Origin of the sequence: Enterovibrio norvegicus DSM 15893 (genome assembly GCF_900115495.1) — a bacterium.
Lineage (GTDB): Bacteria > Pseudomonadota > Gammaproteobacteria > Enterobacterales > Vibrionaceae > Enterovibrio > Enterovibrio norvegicus.
The window spans coordinates 26,801-45,658 of record NZ_FOWR01000001.1 but is presented as its reverse complement, the minus strand read 5'-3'; the positions used below and the strand labels follow the sequence as shown (position 1 = coordinate 45,658).

Here is an 18,858-nt window from a genome sequence, read left to right as displayed (position 1 = left end):
AGCAGACAAAGCAGACAAAGCAGACAAAGCAGACAAAGCAAAACATGGTGGTCTTCTTGTCGATGCTTTCAAGGAAAAATTCAATGACAATGACACCCAAAAAGACGTAAACAGCACATCACATTTCGCGTTCACATTTTTTCGACATCACAGTCCTTACGCTATCAGCCTGAGATCGACGGCTCTTTCAGACTCAACAATGACAAGGCTGAAAGGGTGACAGGTACACATTTACTCTGATGTTAAGGAAAGACAAATGAAAAAAATGATCTTAAGTGGTGTTGTATTGACGACGTTGAGTGCATTCAGTGTTCCAAGTTTCGCAGTAAAAGACGCCAACATCATCAGCGAGCAAGACGCGATCAAAGCAGCACTGGCAGAAGTCGGCGTAGAAGTGCTTGGTATCCGTTTTGACGAGCCAGACTCGCAGTGGGATGTATTCGTTAAGTCAGGCGAAAAAGCGTATGAAGTGGAAGTCGACGCCGCAAGCGGCAAAATCGTTGCGGCTGAAGAAGAAAGCCTTGCAGAAATTAAAGCGGAGCTTTCTGGCGACCTTTCTCATGAAGGCGTGATTGGCGACGTTGATAAGTAATCAGATCACCCGCCCTGTTAATGGGTTTAAGGGCGGGCTTTCTAGGTGAGGGTATAAGCAAGTCTGCTCTTTCTCTTATCTCGCCCCTGCTCTTCCTGCCCTTCCTTCCTTTCCATCGCACCTACCAATCACACCAATAGCCAGAACCACATAGCCTTTTCCCTTCATCCGTAATACTGTTCAATCAACAAAGAAAAACAGAATAAAAAAACAAAGGGAAGATTATGAGTTCAATTACTGTTCGTTGCCCAAGTTGCCATAAAAACAACCAATTTCCGGTTGAACGCCTTGATGATCAGCCGAAGTGTGGCGCGTGTAAGTCACCGTTAGTGAATGGCAAACCAGTTGAAGGCACTGCAGCGAATATGGATGCGCTGTTGTCGTCAGGAAAGCCTGTTGTTGTCGATTTCTGGGCACCGTGGTGTGGCCCGTGCCAAGGATTTGCACCCGTCTTTGAAGCGACTGCTTCGAGCAAAGCTGATGATGTGATCTTTGTAAAAATAAACACCGAGGAAGAGCAAACGCTGGCGGCGAAATACCGCATTCGCAGCATTCCAACCATCATGGTGTTTAACGAAGGAAAAATGGTGAAGCAGATCAACGGTGCACTGCCACTGTCAGAATTCACGGCATGGTTAGATGAAGCTGTGTAAATGTTCCGTGAGGGTTGTTATACCCTTGAAAAACACAAACCAATAAAGGGCATCATGTGCCCTTTATTATTTTCTAACGCTTACGTATGCAAACCAGTAGGCATAGCAAACTCAGGGTTGTTATAGAACGCACTAAATGGTAATAATTATCATTACACGGCGAATCATACATACAAGGGGTTGGCTATGGATTCCAGACGACACATCTATAATGCCTATTTCAAAGCGAAAGATAAGTTCGATGAGGACAGAAGTGCATTTGGTTACGAGCCTGATATCGTGCAGGGATTTGTGCAAACAGGATTAATGCTGGCGTCTTACCACGAGCTTGGTGCCGAGAACGAAAGCGTGTTGCTGAACGAACTTTTTCTTCGTCAGGTGTATTTTAAGCTACTTGATGCGATTCAAAGCCCTTACAGAACCCACAGTTTTCGTCGAGTCTGCCTAGATGGGGTGCATAGCCCGCTCTACGCATTGCAACGTCATTACGTACAAGTACCGGACGGCGAGAGAAAATTTGCCCAACTTCAGCTGATGCTACAACGCCTTCAAGCACCGCTAGATTGATTCAAAAGGAAAGGACATGACGCAAACATTCCGCACAGAAACAGACAGCATGGGCGATGTAAAAGTCCCAGAAAATGCGCTTTATCAGGCACAAACTCAACGTGCTGTAGACAATTTCGCGTTCAGTAAGCACACAATGCCAGCTTCATTTATTCAAGCACTCGCCTACATCAAACAAACGGCGGCACTGACCAATGCGCAGCTTGGTCTGCTGGAAGGTGATATTGCACAAGTGATCGCGGAAGCATCGCAAGACATCATCAACGGCCAGCATTTGGATCAATTTCCGATTGATGTGTTCCAAACCGGCTCTGGTACGAGCTCGAACATGAACGCCAACGAAGTGATCGCTACCCTTGCGAGCAAAGCCTTGGGTGGCGATGTTTCCCCGAATGATCACGTCAACATGGGCCAAAGCAGTAACGACGTCATTCCAACGGCGATTCAAATCAGCAGCGTATTGAGCGTTGAAAAACAGCTACTGCCAGCCCTAGAACATTTGATTTCAACCTTAAGTGAAAAGCGCATTGAAGTTGGCGATGCCGTAAAAACAGGTCGCACCCATTTAATGGATGCAATGCCCGTGACGTTCGACCAAGAACTGGCAGGATGGCAATACCAAATTGACCATGCAAAATGTGCCATTGAACAGAGCTTGTCTGCGGTTCGCGCCCTTGCCCAAGGTGGTACTGCCGTCGGTACAGGGATCAATGCAGACCCTCGTTTTGCAGCAACATTCGCAGACAACTTGTCGCAACTGACGAAGGCATCTTTCACACCGAGCGTGAATTTCTTCTTTAATCTCAGCAGCCAAGACGCCATTGTGGCACTTTCAGGGCAATTAAAAACCGCCGCTGTCGCCATCATGAAGATCGCCAATGATTTACGTTGGATGAACTCAGGCCCGCTGGCAGGTCTGGGGGAAATTGAACTCCAAGCTTTGCAGCCTGGTTCGTCGATCATGCCAGGGAAAGTGAATCCTGTCATACCGGAAGCAGCAGCCATGGCCTCTGCACAAGTGATTGGTAATGATGCAACCATTACCGTTGCTGGGCAATCAGGTAATTTCCAGCTCAATGTTATGCTGCCTGTTATTGCGCATAACATTCTGGAAAGTATTGAATTACTGGCAAATAGCGCAAACGCATTGGCTGACAAAGCCATCAAGACGTTTACCGTGCGAGAGGACAACCTCAACATCGCATTGGCAAAAAATCCGATTTTAGTCACGGCACTCAACCCTGTGATCGGGTACTTGAAAGCCGCTGAAATCGCGAAGAAAGCTTATAAAGAAGGGCGTGCGATCATTGATGTGGCTGAAGAAGAGACGGAATTAGACAGAGCGACACTTGAGCGCCTGCTTGACCCAACAGCACTCACGAAAGGTGGCGTCGCAAACTAACGCAGAAAATAATCATCAAATGAAAAAAAAGCCCTCATAAAGAGGGCTATATTGCTCGCTGCCGACAAGCACAATTCTATATAAAAGATGAAATAGGTAAACACTACACTGCATCACTCAGAAAAACCTATTTCAAATGTGTCTTGAGAACACACACATTCTGACTATCCGTGTCAACGAGAACTCTGTAGATTAAACGCACTGTGCGTTTAATGAATAAAAATGGACAGACAAAATGGAGTCGTGCTGTTGCTGTTATATGCCTGTCCAAAACTGAATACGTAACTATTTTCTGTCTACATACATTAAATATTATCTAACGTGTCAGAGATAAACCTTTTCCTGATACCATTTCCCCTAACCAATGCACCGCTATAACTGAGTCGATAAGTGTATTTAAATTCGTCTCCATCCAGCTCGCCATCAATGGTTAAGAAACAAAACTGACGACCTTGCCGACAATCTATGTGATAGTTACCAGATTCTTGTGTCTTTGTAACATGCAGCCCGGACTCCCCCGCGCCTGGTATCATCAACACTTTGGATACAACAACCCTTCGATTAACCTTATCAACAAACCGCAGCGTTTCCTTCGCCAGTGTTGAATCTTGGTCAAACTCTGAATGGTAATACCCGTCAATTTTCAATGTCGCGTTCAGTTTGTCTTCTTTAACGCCATCCTGATTAACACATGCAGAAATTGCTAACCCTAACAATGGTACTATTACACACTTTATCATTTGCATGGGAAACACTCCCCAGTGAACGATGATATTTAAGCAATCGTTTGTTTTTCATTTGTCCTATTGTCGACCAGTATTACTGGTCTTTTATTTTTTTCTTTTAATATGAAGCTTGAATCTAAATAAAAAGAGCCATTCCCCGCAGAAAGACAACCTAGCCAATTGCCGTCAAATATAAAGAACATCAGGAAAAGGAGTGGAAACCCAATGTTCTTATAAAACACGATTATTTCCCCTATTAAATAATCGCGTTTTCTTTCTACGCTTTTAGCTTTGACCAGAATGTGATTTTTTAAAAGTACAAATGTGTTCTTTAAAGAATTAACGACTCACATACAAAACACATGTGTCGTTTAATTTTACAGAAACAATGTGTTTAGAGTAATTACGTTACTTTATCCAACACGCAAAAAAACCTCAGATACCGTTGTATCCATGTGATATTAAATGATTATTTATAAAATAAATGGTTAAAACGATAAAGATGGGTAGGTAAAGAAAAATCCAAGGAAAAATCCTCATTCTTTTACTCTATATTCAACTCGCACCAAAAAGCCCTCTAAAAGAGGGCTTCAAAGTCTGACTTATGCCGAAAGTGATTATGCGATGATCATCTGACCAAGCACATAACCCAGCAAACATGCACCGACAACACCGATCAGGCCAACAGACATGAATGAGTGGTTGAAGTACCACTTACCAATTTTGGTTGTACCCGACGTATCGAAGTTCACAGTCGCGATGTCTGATGGATAGTTAGGAATGAAGAAGTAACCGTATACCGCCGGCATAATACCGATCAGCAATGCAGGGTCTAAGCCCAAACCCAGGCCAACAGGCAGCATCATACGTGCGGTTGCTGCTTGAGAGTTCACCACCACAGAAACAATGAACAGCGCGAGTGCGAATGTCCAAGGGTAGTCTGTCACCATGCCAACAATGCCCGATTTGAACTGCGGCATGGCATATTGGAAGTAGGTGTCTGACATCCATGCAATACCGAAAATCGCAATCGCTGCCACCATACCTGACTTAAATACCACGCCGTTTGGCACGTCACGCGGGTCAGTTTTGGTCGCTAACAGAATCACACCACCGAAACACAGCATCATCATCTGGATGATGACAGACATGCTGATAGGCTTTGAACCTTCAGTAATGGTGCGCACTTCAGGCACCATCGCAATCACAACGATAGTAACGATAGAAGCAAGGAAGATAAGCACAGCATTACGTGCTGATTTAGGAAGCACTTCATCCAGCGACGTTGCTGTGGTGTTGAGAATACGCTCTCGCCATTCTGGGTCTTTCAATCGGGCTTGATATTCAGGATCGTCATCCAGCTCTTTACCACGCTTCATGCTGTATAGAGACATCAGTAACGTACCGAACAAGGTTGCAGGCACGGTAACGAGCAAGATTGAAAGCAAGGTAATGTCAGCTTGAATGCCAGAAAGCTGCGTTAAGTAATACACCACGGCCGCAGACAACGGTGATGCAGTGATCGCGATTTGAGATGCGACAGACGATGCCGCCATTGGGCGCTCTGGGCGAATGCCGTTTTTCAACGCCACGTCGCCAATGATTGGCATAATGGAATACACAGCATGACCAGTACCAAGCAGGAACGTCATTGCATAGGTCACGAATGGCGCAATCAAGGTGACGCGTTTTGGGTTCTTGCGCAGTACACGCTCAGCAACTTGCAACATGTATTTTAAGCCACCAGCGGCTTCAAGAATCGACGCACAAGTGACCACCGCAAGGATGATAAGCATAACGGTAACAGGTGGCGATGTTGGCGGCATTTTGAAGATGAAGACTTCAATCACCAGACCAATGCCCGAGACCACACCTAGGCCAATACCACCATACCGTGAACCGATGTAAAGCATTAACAGCAGGAATAAAAATTCCAAGTACAACATACCAATAACCTCTTAAAATTTATGGCTATTTGTATTTTCCGCTTATCTTTCAATATTTTCTAAACAACATCTCACACTCCTTCTTTTCAAAAAAAGCGATGTCTCTGAATCAGATTTTCAGCACACAATTTCGACACTTCGTAGCCGAAACAAAACCAAGATGTAACGAGGTTGATGACAGGTATTGAGTGAAGGGTTAATTGGATTTTTGAAAACCGATGCATGATTGACCCCCATGGCAAAGAAGGTAAAGCAGCGCTCCAGTCGGCGAAGCAATCATCTCTAGAACTGAACGCGGCTTATGAAACAGCAAAGCCATTCCTGGCAGAGTATTCCAAGGTGAAATCGTTGAAGTACTGCATGCTATTGGTGAAAGTCAGGCACAGGGCACCCTGTACGGCAGCCGATTGCTTGATAAGCAAGGTCGCGCACTCGTGACCCTCAAAATCAACGAAGACATGCGCCAATACGCCCTACCCGATGGTGCATATGCCGAAATCGCTGTGTATTCCGACAGTATTGAACATTTGGCTATCATGCGAAAAGTGTTGCTGAGAATGAAGAGCTGGCAGAACTACCTCTATTTGGATCACTAGCGCTGTTTAAAGCGGACGCTCCAAAAAAAAGAGGCTCAGGGTAAACCGTGATCCTCTTTTTGTTTTTGTGTTCGGCGTTTTCTGTGTCTTCGGTACACAACCTACATGACGATGACTTAACGTTCAGTCCGTTGCATCTGTCTGGTTTGATTCATGGTGCGCGACCCTGCGCCACCATAGGTGTTGATATCGAAGCGGTTTGGGGAATAGCCACGGCTCATGCGGTAATGCAGATCCAGTTTTCTCAAATCAATGCCGTGGGTGTCGAATAAGCGTTCAATCACCGTGTTGATTTCGGCTTGGGGCGTGTTTTGTTCTCGCAGGAAGTAGTAAAGGTTCTCTGCGCGGTCTTGATTCATCAGCGATACCTCCCTCATTTGGTGGTCAAATTGTAGTCTTTTTCATCGGCGAGATAATCGCCAATTCTGATAAATCACCCTTACTCATTGGTAATAATCCGTCTCCCTTTTTCATTTCCCTTAAATTTGTTCTTTACCGTGTTGCTTTTGTATTGCCTGAACAGAATTTCATGGGTAATATCCCGCGACTTTTCGCCCACAGCGCCCAACTGGTACGCGATGCGAAGGGTTTTATGCCCAAACAACTAACGAAAATGGCTGTCATTTTCAAACACTAAGCGAAAGAGAACGATCTCCTTTCGCTGTATGAATGCTCCCGACACACGGGACTTGGAGTGGATAACACCAATGAAGAAATGGTCTGCAATTCTGGCCAGCGCTGCATGTGCAGTTGCTATGTTCACCACACCTGCGAAAGCAGAAAACGATCAACTTATTTTCGCGAACTGGGGACCTTACCTCTCCACCGAACTGCTTGAGCAATTCACCCGTGAAACGGGCATCAAGGTTATTTACTCAACCTATGAGTCAAACGAAACCCTGTATGCAAAAATGAAGACGCACCCTGAAGGGTATGATCTTGTGGTGCCATCAACGTACTTCGTTGCCAAAATGCGCGATGAAGGTATGTTGCAGAAGCTTGACCTTTCTAAGTTGAACAACTTTAACGAGCTAGACAAAAACTACCTCGACAAGCCGTTCGACCCAAACAATGACTACTCAATCCCTCACGTTATTGCGATGACGGGCTTGGCCGTTAACACTGACATGTACAACCCTGACGATTTCACCAGCTGGGCTGATCTGTGGAACCCAGAGTTGGAAGGTCAAATCATGCTGATGGACGACACCCGCGAAGTCTTCCACATTGCATTGCGTAAGCTGGGATACTCGGGTAACTCGACCGATCCTAAGCAGATCGATGAAGCCTACGAAGAGTTGAAAAAACTGATGCCAAACGTACTGGTATTTAACTCTGATAACCCAGCCAACCCATACATGTCTGGCGAAGTTGGCCTAGGGATGCTGTGGAACGGTTCTGCGGCAGCGGCACAACGAGAAGGTCTACCAATTGAATTGGTATGGCCAAAAGAAGGCGGCATTTTCTGGGTAGATAGCCTGTCTATTCCAAAGAACGCGAAGAACGTCGAAGCGGCACACAAGATGATCGACTTCCTTCTGCGTCCTGAAGTGGCAGCGAAAATCAGTGCTGACACGGGTTACCTAACTGCCGTTGAGAAATCAAACTCCGCGTACAAAGACAACCCAGCTCTGTTCCCACCACAAGATGACCTTGATCGTGGTGAGTGGCAAGATGCCGTTGGCGAGCTGACTGAGAAGTACGAAAACTACTTCCTACGTTTGAAGACTGGCGAATAAGCCCGCGCTGTAAACTAAAAAAACCGCTCAATTGAGCGGTTTTTTATTGTCTACGGCATTCTATTCTACTCACGCCTTGTTACTTCAGTGCAGCCTCAATCTGCTCTCGATGCGTGTTGAGATACGCGATGTCATCCAAATAACTGAGATGGTGTCCATCCGCGATGTTGTCTGCAAAAGCGGCATTGCCCTTCTCGGCTTCCCCCATCATGAAATCAACCAGCGCTTGCAGGCGCTCAATCATGGCATCAACCAAGCCCGCCTTTTCCGGTGCCGATAATCCGTAGGCGTCACAGAACAATGCAGCGCGCTTGGCCTGAGTATTTATATCACCCAACTTGTCGTATTCGTTGGTTTTGAACGGTGCCCAGCAATATACCGCATACGCCACATCCCAAAGTCTTGGCGCAGGGTGTGCGGTATCAAAGTCAAAGACTCCCACGACATGCTCACCGTCTAACGCCACGTTATAAGGCGCATAATCACCGTGGCAGATCACTTCAAAAGGTGGTCTAGGTGTCAGCATCCAAGGTAGGTGTTGTGCGGATTCAGACACGAGAAATTGTGCCGACACATCATGAAAATCACGCAGCAAAGCACCTGCCGACATCAAGGCTGTATCAGTGGCAATCGGACCAGCTAACGGATAATTCGAGGTATCACCCTCGACAAAGCGCAGTATCTCTTGTCCGCCTTCAATGCCGATAACCTCTGGGCAGGCATGAAATCCATTGTTATAAAGGAACGTGAGCAGTTGATGAACAGAAGGCGACCATGGATTTAATGGCCTCAACACATGGTTGCCTTGTTTGAAGATGGCGTTATCACGCCCGCCATTTAGTATTTCCATTTTTGCTCGATTATCGCCAAGTAACTAAAACTTGGCGCATTTTCTAACATCCAGCAGTTGAATACTGCGAGTGAGTATTTCTTTATGGAAATAGAATCACTGGACAATTTCGCCATTGATCGTTGCGGACACCAACTCGTTGACCTCTGTGAAAGTACTATTGCCTGCTGTCGAGTTCGTTTCCTCTCGAATCATTAACCCGTTGCTTACCCCAATATTTTGAGTAAACACCGCGTTTGTTGATACACCGTTTTCGACAACATCAAAGGTTAATGTCATTAAACAGGTATTAAATTCACCTGCTGGAACGGTAATGGTTTCATTCTTTTCAAACGTAAAGGAAATATCGTAAGTTGCCGTTTGCGTGCCATTGGTAAGCACTGATACCGTCGGATACTCTCGCGTTTCTCCTGCACGCAAGTTGTAATCTAATTGGATACCATTGGGCTTGTAGATAATCTCTTCGCCATCAATAATCTGCCCAAGAGTGATAACCTGTTGTTGGCTCTCGTCGGACACAATGTAGGCTTTATTCACCACCGAATCTTCATACAACAAGACTTCACGTGCGTTAGTATAACCTTCGTACGTGACTTGACCGCTGACCACGTCTCGCTCCGTGTAATTCGGTTCGCTTTGTCCATTGACCACCCGAGTATTAACCACCGTTACATCCGCACCAATCGCATTAAGATCTGCATTAAAACATGCTGTGGCACTTGTGCTGTTTCCACTATTGTTGCTATTGGTATCGCTTCCGCTGCCACCGCAACCATTCAACAACACTAACGCCACGCAAAAGAAAGACCTTTTCATACTCACCTCGAAAGACTGCAAAACATCCCTTTTCTTCTGCAATTCTACCGAGGCTCACACCTTTGAATCTGAATTCATAATGAGACAGGCTGTAAAAAATATTGGCTAAATAGCGGTGTATTTCCGAATAAAGTCATTAAGAATGTCTACGCCAGTTTCACCACGTTGCTCTGCTTCCCAGCATTGATAAATTGCCGTTTCATGCTCAGCAATCAATAAAAATACGGCATGACAATCGGCGGGAGCATCGTCTAGCCATTCGCGATATTTCAGCTCCCAAGGAGCAACCCAATGTATCAATGTTTTTACCAATTCACTCCAGGGTAACACTACCCATGCATGGGCATCTTCCTCACCTTTTCGCCGCATCTCTTCATCATTTCGATCAAAGCTCACACCGCGCGCTTTGAGCGTTTCTTCCAGTAAATCGGCCGTGAGTGCCTCGACAAGAACGAGCGCTTCCCAAAGCGCTTCTCGTGCATTTTCTGTTGCGACATTAGCAGAGGAATCTGAATAATGATCAGCAAAGTAGGTGAAGAAAGAAATGCCGTATACTTCACCTTTATAAGCGCTGTGAATACGCGTCTCCATGGCTATCCCTCCACGTAAATACGCCCTCAGTTGGCGCGACTTACCTTACTATCGTTCAAAGTAACAACGACGTGGTTTTTCAAGCGTTGGATTTGCTATTTTCTAACACAAATTCATTGATATAAGACATTGGCTCTATGAGTGCGAATATGGCGAGTTCACCCTGTAATTTGACGCTGCTTGGGTATACTCAAAGAAAAACTAAGCCGTTGATATTGAATCATCGGCATACGATTTCAACAGGACGTAGAAATGACGCAACACACAGAATTGAATGGAAATAGTAGCCATTCCCCTATCCTACTTGGCTATGTCATTGTGAATAAAAAACTCATTGATGACGGCAAATCCATTGGTTATTTCTATCGTGAAACACCTGACAGTAGCGAAGACAGTGGATGGCGATTTTTCACTGGTGAAGAAACCCAAGAGTTTGTTGATAATGCAGAAAACTTCGTGTTGTATAGCGCGTCAAAATTAGCAGCACTTCATCCGGCCATTTTGCCATTCTTAGGCCTGAATGCTCCTGTAGAACTGGAATGGTATGAAGATGACTATGTGCTCGTTGAAGAAGCGTAATAAAACGATATACCCAAGTAGCCTGAAGATGCTCGATTTCAGGTTACTTGGGTATAAAAGCAAAAAATAAATGGATGTAAAAAAGCGCCGAGCAATGCTCGGCGCTTTTCATTGCGTTAACCATGCAATCAGCAGATTTTACCTGCACCGACTGCAATGTCGGTTTGGTTATCAAGGGTGGCTTGGGCTGCAAGTCGCAAGCCTTCTGCAATCACGTCCAACGCCATAGATGCTTGATCACCCGTTGCAGCTTGTTCTGGCAGCAATGGAATGTGAATAAAACCATGACCAATGTTTGTATCGCGCAGATAATGCTGAACACCGTAAGCCAGATGGTTGCACACGAACGTACCGGCAGTGTTAGACACTTGGCAAGGAATGCCTTTCGCCTGCAGCGCCGCAGTAATGGCTTTGATTGGCAAGGTAGAGAAGTACGCATCTGGGCCATCTTCATAGATTGGCTCGTCGATAGGCTGGTTGCCGCCGTTATCTGGAATGCGAAAATCATCCATGTTGATCGCGACACGCTCTGGCGTGATGGCGAAACGTCCACCCGCTTGGCCCACCGTAATAACGTAATCTGGCTTGTGCGTTTCAATCGCTGCTATAACCGCATCAATGGCTTCATAACGTGTTACTGGCACGTCACAAATGATGATTTCTCCGCCATCTAGCTTCACGCCATCCAGCTTTTTTACGGCTTCTAGTGCAGGGTTAATGGCAGCGCCACCAAAAGGTTCAAAACCAGTAATCAGTACTTTTTTCATTGGGATTCTCAGAAAGCAAAGCTGTACATAATGAAGATGTTAAACGCGAGAATGATCATCGCGGGGGCAACTTGCATCAAAATAACATGGTGTTTGTTTTTTAATTCAAGCAAGGCCGCAGGTACAACGTTAAAGTTGGCTGCCATTGGCGTCATAAGCGTACCGCAGTAGCCAGAAAGCATACCCACTACACCGATGATTGCTGCATTTCCGCTGTATTCCATCACCAACAGTGGAATACCGATACCCGTCGTGATCACCGCAAAGGCGGCGAATGCGTTGCCCATTACCACGGTGAAGATCATCATGCCCACGCAGTAAGCAATCACGTTCACCAGCAGCATGTTTTCAGGGATCATCATTTTTACGATTTGCGCCACGGTATCGCCCACGCCCGCTTGATTGAACAAGAAGCCCAGTGCAGCAAGGAATTGCGAAAGAATGGCAGCCCAACCGATGGAGTCAATCAAGCGACGGCCTTCGTTCAAGCTGTGCATTGGCTTGCTTTTGGTCAGTAGCAATGCCACGACGATGGATGCAATGGAGCTTAAACCTAGACCCACCAGCGCACCGAGTGAGGTGAATTGGCTAATCGCAACCGTACCCACAGGTACAATGGCCGCAGGAATGAAGAGTTTGTTTTTTAGCACAGAGGCTGTTTTATGACGCTCTTCTTCAGAGGTAGTGCCATAGTTGCCCACGCCCATGAAGCCGCCAGCAGCTAACGCCGTTAGCGCTAGCACCATCACACCGGTTACCCAGTTCGGGATCATTGACCCAAAGATAAAGGTGATGCCGTAGATCATCCAAAACAAGCCGGAACCGATGCGTTTTGGGTTGTCTTTATCAAGGAAGCTTTGCAGGGAGAATGCCAGCAACAGCAAGCCTGTGGTTTGGTAAATGTATTCTAGCATCGCTTACTGCCCTTCTTTTTGAACGTTTGCTGTTACAGCAGCAGACGATGCACCCGCTTTCAACAAACGGGTTTCCATGATTTTGCTGAAAATCACGAAAACAACAAAAGAAGCAATCGCGGTCGGCAGTGCCCACAGTGCCATGGTTTCGAGTTTTACATCCAATTGGTTATCGGTCATTACACCTTTAATCAGCAAGATGCCGCCTGTACCAATAAACAGCAGTTGACTAAAGAAATTGGCGAAGTTTTCACTGGCTGCGGATAACGCACGAATGCCTTGGCGTTTTTCATCAGATAGATTTGGCGAGGCTTTCTCTGCAGCCGCTTCCGCCATAGGCGCAATCAGAGGACGGATCATGGATGGGTGACCACCAATGCTCAACCCCATGCCATTGGTCACTTTGCGAAGTAGCAAATATGTCATCAAGATCTTGCTAACAGAGGCTTTTTTCATTGCACCGATCAAGGCTTCTGCACGTTGGCGCAGGCCATAACGCTCAAGAATACCGATCATAGGAAGGATAAGGATGAACAGGGACATGTAGCGGTTCTGCGTAAAGGATTGGCCTAAGGTAGACAGAATATCCATTACCGCGATGTCTGCGACCAGGCCAGTCGCAACACCCGCAACCAAAATTACCAACAAGGTGTTTAGCTTTAATGCTAAGCCCACCGTTATTATCACAATGCCAATCAATGGCCAAAAATCAATCATAAGGGCTCTCTACACGATCTGTAATTTTACGTGTTATCAGTGACTAAAAATTCAAAGATGACCCGAGTATACGGAAGCCCCTAAATCACCTCCAATCAGAGATTTTTGCGACAAAGAGCAAGTTTTCTTGTCGAAGTGATATATTATTTTAATTTGTTATGTCGTTGTTTCCACGCGCATAGATCTTCGGAAACCCTTGTAAAATCGGGGTTGGTGTCAAATTCGTGGAAAATTGAGAATCCAGAAGCGCTAATCAATTGAATTTTCAGTTATGAAACAAAAATTCCTGAAAAATCCCGTTCTACTAGTGTTCATCGCCAATACTTACTTATATCTCCGCCGACTTGTTCACTCAGAAAAAGCATTGCAATTCAGAATAGCGAGCGCATATCGAGGGGGCGACATCGATTGAGAGGGATGAAGTAGACGCGTCGAAGAAACGTGTCGGGCAGAATAAACACAAGATTGAAAGACAAACGGTATGGACACCAGAAACAAAGCAGGACATTCATGAAAACGTTTTTTGGGATTGCGATAGCCGCAACCATGTTGTGGGCGCTACCGCAAACAAGCACAGCCTCTGCAAACTTACTTTCAGCGCAGACGGGGATACTGACCGCGTCTACCTCCTCGAAAAACACTATCGCACCGTTTAGCGATGATCAGACAGACGCAACCGCACTTCCGTCGGTATCGCAAGCCAGCGATACGTCGTCCATTGATGCCGTGCGCCGCATCATTTCCACGTCATCATCTGCCGCGCGTTATTCCCGCTCTTCCATCGATGAGATTTTGGGAAAAAGCCAACGCGCTGACACAAACACCGCCACAACCGACAACAAGCACACGGTGCCTGAAAAGCCACCCGAACCGATAGCATCGACAAAAGTCGATTTGGTCAAAATAGACAAATCAAAGCGAAAGATGTTTCTGCTCAAAGGGGAAGAAGTGGTAGCTTCCTATGGCATTGCACTAGGCGCGAACCCTAAAGGCCATAAATTACGGGAAGGTGACAAGCGCACACCTGAAGGCCGCTACACGTTGGATTTGATTAACGAGCGATCGCGCTTTTACCGTTCAATTCGCATCAACTACCCGAGTAAAGATGATCTCGCGCGCGCGGAGTTACTGGGCTTTCCGCCGGGAGGTCAAATCATGATACACGGGCAAAAGAACGGTAACGGCCCGCACCCAAGCCTGAACCGAGGCAAAGATTGGACTGACGGCTGCGTTGCAATTTCAAACAAAGAGATGGATGAGTTCTTGGCATTGGTCAACATAGGAACCCCCATTGAAATAGAATGGTAGTGTAGCCTCTGCGCCTCTGGTAGGTGCAGGGCCTTGCCCTCTATAGTCACGCCTTCATTTAGTCACTCTTTATTCACTCTCGTTCTCTGCCTCTGTTCAGGCCGCAATTCATAGTCCCTATTCTCCTAACCGTTTACCCCGAAATTTCCTCTACGACTTCCCCTTTGTGCTCGGCAAAACCCGCGGATACTCACTTGTTTTCACTGAACACAAGATGCACACATTCCCAGACTGGATGATTATATTTACTGACGCCCCACCTCAGAATTTAGCGCAACAAAAGTGCAACAGTTACAAATTCGTCTCAATTTTGATATTGCACCCCATCAGTAGTGACTGTCATCTGGCTGTAAGATAAATGTCATATTTCGATCCTACCTTCTGCGTGCGTACAGAAAACCACAACGATAAATATGTTGGTTTCCATCACAAGGAAAGGATATGGCACAGTTAGAAGCCGAAAATAAACAAACAGGTAAACGCGCTGACTTTATGGTCTGGATTAAGATCGTAGGTCTGGTTTATTTGTTACTTTTAGCCGTCGGCATGATTGGTTCAGGATTTAAGTGGGCCACAGGCGGACAAGCTAAAGAACTTTTTGAATTTGCTTCAAACCCTTTTACTGCCCTCATTATTGGTACGGTATGTACTGCCCTCATTCAAAGTTCGAGCACTGTAACCTCCATCATCGTGGGCATGGTTGCAGGCGGTTTGCCTCTCGCAACTGCAATCCCGATGGTCATGGGTGCCAACATCGGTACAACCATCACTAACACTTTAGTGAGCTTGGGCCACGTGCGTGACAAAGAAGAATTCAAACGTGCATTCTCAGCAGCCACCATTCACGATTTCTTTAACTTAATGGCGGTTGTTATCTTCCTGCCATTAGAAATCGCGACAGGCTTCTTGCAGAAGGTTAGTGCATGGATGGTGTCACCACTATCAGGTTCTGACGGCATGAGTTTGAGCAGCTTCAACTTCATGAAAGCCATCACCAAACCTGTGATCAATTCAGTGAAAGGCGCATTGGAATCTTTGGGTGAGCCAACAGGTGGCATCATCATGATTTTGTTGGGCATCACGTGCATCTTCATTTCCATCACCATCATCGGAAAATTGCTGAAGGTCGCGATGGTAGGACGAGCGAAGCAGCTGCTTCACAATGCCATCGGTAAAGGCCCCATTTCAGGCATTTTCTCCGGTACATTGATGACGATTCTTGTGCAATCTAGCTCGACCACGACCAGCCTTGCGATTCCATTGGTAGGTTCTGGGGTATTCAAGGTACGTGAGATTTATCCTTTCACCTTGGGCGCAAACATCGGTACCTGTGTGACCGCATTGCTGGCTGCTACCGCGGTGAGTGGTGAGCTCGCGGATGCTGCACTCCAAATATCACTGGTACACCTTGTCTATAATGTATTAGCCGTGGCCGTCATATTTGGTATTCCGTTCTTACGGGAAATACCACTCAAAGGCGCCGCCTACATGGGCGATCTCGCAGCAAGAAGCAAGCTATATCCTTTGGCCTACATCGTGTTTGTGTTCTTCGTTGTCCCATTATTCCTAATCTTGCTTAGCTAGGAGGCCAAGATGCCAGATTCAAAATTATCGTATGACGAGTTAATGGAAGAAATCAGTCGTGCGCGCAAGCTGCTTTCTGAACTCGAAGCAGCGGCAAAAAAGAACAAAGAAAAGAAAGTCGAAGTCGCAGCGGAAATCGAACGTGAGCAACATTTAATGATCGATAACCTTGAAGCGGTTTACGAAGACACTGAACACAACGCAACAAATCTACAAACCTTTGCCAAGCTCGCTGCCAGCGAACTAAAGGCATTGGTTGAAAAAATGCACAACAAAATGCATCACTAAGTACGTCACAAAATAGTGGTCAATCGACACGAGAAAGAGCAAAACAAAAAAGCCCGATGCACACATCCCCGTGTCGGGCTTTTTTCATTCTTTTAGCGTGTGGTTTTTACGATGGTATTCAGAGTTCTACACTCTGCATCTTCACAGCAAATCGCGATTATTCACAAACAAACGCACCTTTGTGCTCCCACGCTTCTGGGGAAGATGCAGGGCTACTGTTCACCCACCATTTTGCTTGATACAGCTCACCATCGAAAATCACTTGCTCGCCGCCGTTGTAGGCTTTGCCTTGTGTCCATGGCACAGGCATGTTGCTCACAAGCGACCACGCATCACTGTTGTCAGGTTCTGCACCTGTTACCCAGTAGTTCGCCTGCCATACCAAGCCGTTGTAGCTGACTTTGTCGCCACCTGTATAAATGCTGGCCGTATTCCACACAGGGAAGTTAACCGCATCAGGATCACTACCACATTGATCACTCTGCTCAATCAAATGAAAATCCAATAACTGTTGATCAACCAGGTTACCGTCTTTATCTTTCAGGCGAGATACCAGCATGTGATGACCCGCTGTCGGGTTCTTTAGCACCATATCAACGTAGGCGGTTGCGCCATCTTTCAATGCCAAACGCTCGTTTGCTAGTGCTTCTTGAGCATGGTTATACACGGTCATTTCAACCGTTAGATCACCGGATGCTGTCACTGCAAGATCTAGCATAACGGGCTTGCTGCCTATCATGTATTCGTTTTTCAGGCCCTCAATCGTGATGTTGTAGTCAGGCTCTGGTGAGGCAATCTCGTAGCCCACTTCAACGCGCGCTAGCCCACTGTCAGCGTTCAGGTAAATCGGGTTTGCACCGTAAACAGGGACAAATTTACCTTTGCCATCAGGCTGACCTGCTTTGATCGCGTCATTGTTTGAATCGTTAATTTTAGCGGCAAGATCGTGCGACCAATTGTTCGCAATGCCCGCTTTTTCAGAGTTGATTTCAAGGCGTGTGGTCAATTCAGGGCGCTCGCCTTCGTTGTCAAACACCCGGGTGAACACTTTGTCACCTTTCGCCAAATTCATGCCAGGGAAAATTTGTCCCGCCACTGACCACTCAGGTAATACAGGTTGGTCGCCATCGAACTGTACGTCGATCGCGTTATAGAACGCGGCTGCAGTATCGCCCACATCCCATACGGCCAAAATAACGTGGTAACCCTCACGTACAGGCACATCACACGCGTGAAGGACCTGCTTAGGTGGCTTTTGCATGTTGCCTTCAACCACACAGAAAGGCGTTAAGTCGAGTTGGTTGCGGGAAAGCGGCTGATTGACGTTCCAGTCTGGCTTGGTGATGTAATATTTCCAGCTACGGGTCACGTGATTCGCGGTGAACGTCCACTCGAAGTCATTCATGCCCGCAGTAATAGGACGCTTAACCCAGCGTGATGCCGTCTGCTCATCCAGCGGAGAAAATTGGATCAGGCCAGCACTTGCAAGCTTGCCATCTTCTGGGCCAAATTCCGGGAATCCTTCAGGGCCTTCAACACTTTGAGGCTCCCATTGTACTTGTCCACAATTCGCGTTTTGTTCGCCTGTATCAGCGGTTGCCGCTTTACACAAAGCAGCACGACCCGCAGCCACGCCGCCATCATACGCACTGATATAACCATGAGACATCGCGCCCGCACTAAACAATGCAGCCGAAAGGGGAAGAAGTGTCGATCGTAGTTTGAGCATGTTTGTACTTCCTGAGTGTTTATAAATTCACCCACAGCACTGACAAATGTCGCAACGGAACATTTTCTCGGAGACTCGTGTTGTGGAACATCGCTTTCTACGAAAACGCGTCTTAACGAGCAGGTTCTTCGTGAACCCAGAAAATGGCGGCCCCGCTGTCGTAAGCTGTTACCTCTTATTGGGTAATTGCCCTTAGACCGGAAGCTTTGCGTCCTGCTTTTTCAAGCAGTTTGCCGATGATTGTGGAAAGGTCGCCAGAGTATTCAGAAAACGCGTCGAGACAAACATTTACTGCATACAAACAGCACACAGATCCATAAATGTGATTTAAATCACACTAACTCAAGGTGTGCGCAATCTGCATTGATGACATATCAAGCAGTGTGGCGATATTTCATACTCTATTGATTACACATGAAAAAGCCAGACATACTGGACAGCATGTCTGGCTTTTCTTTCACTTAGCCTTGATTTCAACACCATCTGTTAATGGCG

20 protein-coding genes, 1 pseudogene and 1 riboswitch are annotated in these 18,858 nt (G+C 46.4%); of the genes and pseudogenes, 11 read left to right on the top strand and 10 right to left on the bottom strand.

The window, feature by feature from the left end:
* From BM082_RS25160 to BM082_RS00190, 5 genes are all read left to right on the top strand, one after another.
* Positions 1-220, top strand: a 220-nt coding sequence (locus BM082_RS25160) for a hypothetical protein (protein WP_208862507.1), incomplete at its 5' end; no start/stop codon positions are given.
* A 36-nt stretch (positions 221-256) separates the two neighbouring features.
* Complete coding sequence (locus tag BM082_RS00205; protein ID WP_017015342.1) at positions 257-592, top strand: PepSY domain-containing protein; 336 nt, start codon at positions 257-259, stop codon at positions 590-592.
* A gap of 224 nt (positions 593-816) precedes the next feature.
* Positions 817-1,245, top strand: coding sequence for a thioredoxin TrxC (trxC, locus tag BM082_RS00200; RefSeq protein WP_017015341.1), 429 nt, complete (start codon positions 817-819; stop codon positions 1,243-1,245).
* 186 nt (positions 1,246-1,431) lie between these two features.
* The gene (locus BM082_RS00195) at positions 1,432-1,812 is read left to right on the top strand and encodes a hypothetical protein (protein ID WP_017011445.1); all 381 of its coding nucleotides are present in this window, start codon (positions 1,432-1,434) and stop codon (positions 1,810-1,812) included.
* 16 nt (positions 1,813-1,828) lie between these two features.
* Positions 1,829-3,214 (top strand): class II fumarate hydratase, encoded by a 1,386-nt coding sequence (locus BM082_RS00190; protein ID WP_074924789.1) that lies wholly within the window; start codon positions 1,829-1,831, stop codon positions 3,212-3,214.
* Between the two features lie 305 nt (positions 3,215-3,519).
* On the opposite strand, the gene BM082_RS00185 is transcribed toward BM082_RS00190, so the two are convergent.
* Positions 3,520-3,960: a hypothetical protein gene (locus tag BM082_RS00185; RefSeq protein WP_017015339.1), complete on the bottom strand. Its 441-nt coding sequence runs from the start codon at positions 3,958-3,960 to the stop codon at positions 3,520-3,522.
* Positions 3,961-4,556: 596 nt separating this feature from the next.
* Positions 4,557-5,885, bottom strand: a complete 1,329-nt coding sequence (locus BM082_RS00175) for an anaerobic C4-dicarboxylate transporter (protein ID WP_017011441.1) — start codon at positions 5,883-5,885, stop codon at positions 4,557-4,559.
* Between the two features lie 311 nt (positions 5,886-6,196).
* Between BM082_RS00175 and BM082_RS00170 the strand changes: the two are divergent.
* Positions 6,197-6,481 (top strand): annotated as a pseudogene (locus BM082_RS00170) (hypothetical protein); the annotation flags it as partial.
* A gap of 116 nt (positions 6,482-6,597) precedes the next feature.
* On the opposite strand, the gene BM082_RS00165 reads toward BM082_RS00170, so the two are convergent.
* Entirely contained in the window at positions 6,598-6,840 is a 243-nt protein-coding gene (locus BM082_RS00165; protein ID WP_017011439.1) for a hypothetical protein, read from the bottom strand.
* 348 nt (positions 6,841-7,188) lie between these two features.
* Here BM082_RS00165 and BM082_RS00160 point away from each other — a divergent pair, with 348 nt between their 5' ends.
* Entirely contained in the window at positions 7,189-8,220 is a 1,032-nt protein-coding gene (locus BM082_RS00160; RefSeq protein WP_017015337.1) for an extracellular solute-binding protein, read from the top strand.
* Positions 8,221-8,299: 79 nt separating this feature from the next.
* Here BM082_RS00160 and BM082_RS00155 read toward each other — a convergent pair whose 3' ends face one another.
* The 3 genes from BM082_RS00155 to BM082_RS00145 all read right to left on the bottom strand — a co-directional run bounded on the left by BM082_RS00155 (position 8,300) and on the right by BM082_RS00145 (position 10,477).
* Complete coding sequence (locus BM082_RS00155; protein ID WP_017017820.1) at positions 8,300-9,070, bottom strand: phosphotransferase; 771 nt, start codon at positions 9,068-9,070, stop codon at positions 8,300-8,302.
* A 96-nt stretch (positions 9,071-9,166) separates the two neighbouring features.
* Positions 9,167-9,886, bottom strand: coding sequence for a hypothetical protein (locus tag BM082_RS00150; protein WP_074924787.1), 720 nt, complete (start codon positions 9,884-9,886; stop codon positions 9,167-9,169).
* 105 nt (positions 9,887-9,991) lie between these two features.
* The gene (locus tag BM082_RS00145) at positions 9,992-10,477 is read right to left on the bottom strand and encodes a hypothetical protein (RefSeq protein ID WP_074924785.1); all 486 of its coding nucleotides are present in this window, start codon (positions 10,475-10,477) and stop codon (positions 9,992-9,994) included.
* A gap of 252 nt (positions 10,478-10,729) precedes the next feature.
* Between BM082_RS00145 and BM082_RS00140 the strand changes: the two genes are divergently transcribed.
* On the top strand, positions 10,730-11,056 hold the full coding sequence (locus tag BM082_RS00140; RefSeq protein WP_074924783.1) for a DUF2185 domain-containing protein: 327 nt from the start codon (positions 10,730-10,732) through the stop codon (positions 11,054-11,056).
* Positions 11,057-11,184: 128 nt separating this feature from the next.
* Here the strand turns inward: BM082_RS00140 and pcp are convergent, their stop codons facing one another.
* The 3 genes from pcp to BM082_RS00125 are packed head-to-tail and all read right to left on the bottom strand — an operon-like array spanning position 11,185 to position 13,454.
* Positions 11,185-11,823, bottom strand: a complete 639-nt coding sequence (pcp, locus tag BM082_RS00135) for a pyroglutamyl-peptidase I (RefSeq protein ID WP_074924782.1) — start codon at positions 11,821-11,823, stop codon at positions 11,185-11,187.
* 8 nt (positions 11,824-11,831) lie between these two features.
* Positions 11,832-12,737: a DUF979 domain-containing protein gene (locus tag BM082_RS00130; protein ID WP_074924781.1), complete on the bottom strand. Its 906-nt coding sequence runs from the start codon at positions 12,735-12,737 to the stop codon at positions 11,832-11,834.
* A gap of 3 nt (positions 12,738-12,740) precedes the next feature.
* Positions 12,741-13,454 carry a DUF969 domain-containing protein gene (locus BM082_RS00125; RefSeq protein WP_074924780.1) on the bottom strand — a complete coding sequence of 238 codons (714 nt, stop codon included), beginning with the start codon at positions 13,452-13,454 and terminating at the stop codon, positions 12,741-12,743.
* A gap of 510 nt (positions 13,455-13,964) precedes the next feature.
* Here BM082_RS00125 and BM082_RS00120 point away from each other — a divergent pair.
* From BM082_RS00120 to BM082_RS00110, 3 genes are all read left to right on the top strand, one after another.
* A complete protein-coding gene (locus tag BM082_RS00120; RefSeq protein ID WP_017016529.1) occupies positions 13,965-14,762 on the top strand; it encodes a L,D-transpeptidase family protein in 798 nt (265 codons plus the stop codon).
* Positions 14,763-15,203: 441 nt separating this feature from the next.
* On the top strand, positions 15,204-16,346 hold the full coding sequence (locus BM082_RS00115; RefSeq protein WP_017016530.1) for a Na/Pi symporter: 1,143 nt from the start codon (positions 15,204-15,206) through the stop codon (positions 16,344-16,346).
* Positions 16,347-16,355: 9 nt separating this feature from the next.
* Positions 16,356-16,634, top strand: coding sequence for a hypothetical protein (locus BM082_RS00110; RefSeq protein WP_017016531.1), 279 nt, complete (start codon positions 16,356-16,358; stop codon positions 16,632-16,634).
* Positions 16,635-16,791: 157 nt separating this feature from the next.
* Here BM082_RS00110 and gbpA read toward each other — a convergent pair whose 3' ends face one another.
* The gene (gbpA, locus tag BM082_RS00105) at positions 16,792-18,363 is read right to left on the bottom strand and encodes an N-acetylglucosamine-binding protein GbpA (RefSeq protein ID WP_074924779.1); all 1,572 of its coding nucleotides are present in this window, start codon (positions 18,361-18,363) and stop codon (positions 16,792-16,794) included.
* A 142-nt stretch (positions 18,364-18,505) separates the two neighbouring features.
* Positions 18,506-18,608, bottom strand: a riboswitch (cyclic di-GMP riboswitch).
* Positions 18,609-18,858 lie beyond the last annotated feature (250 nt).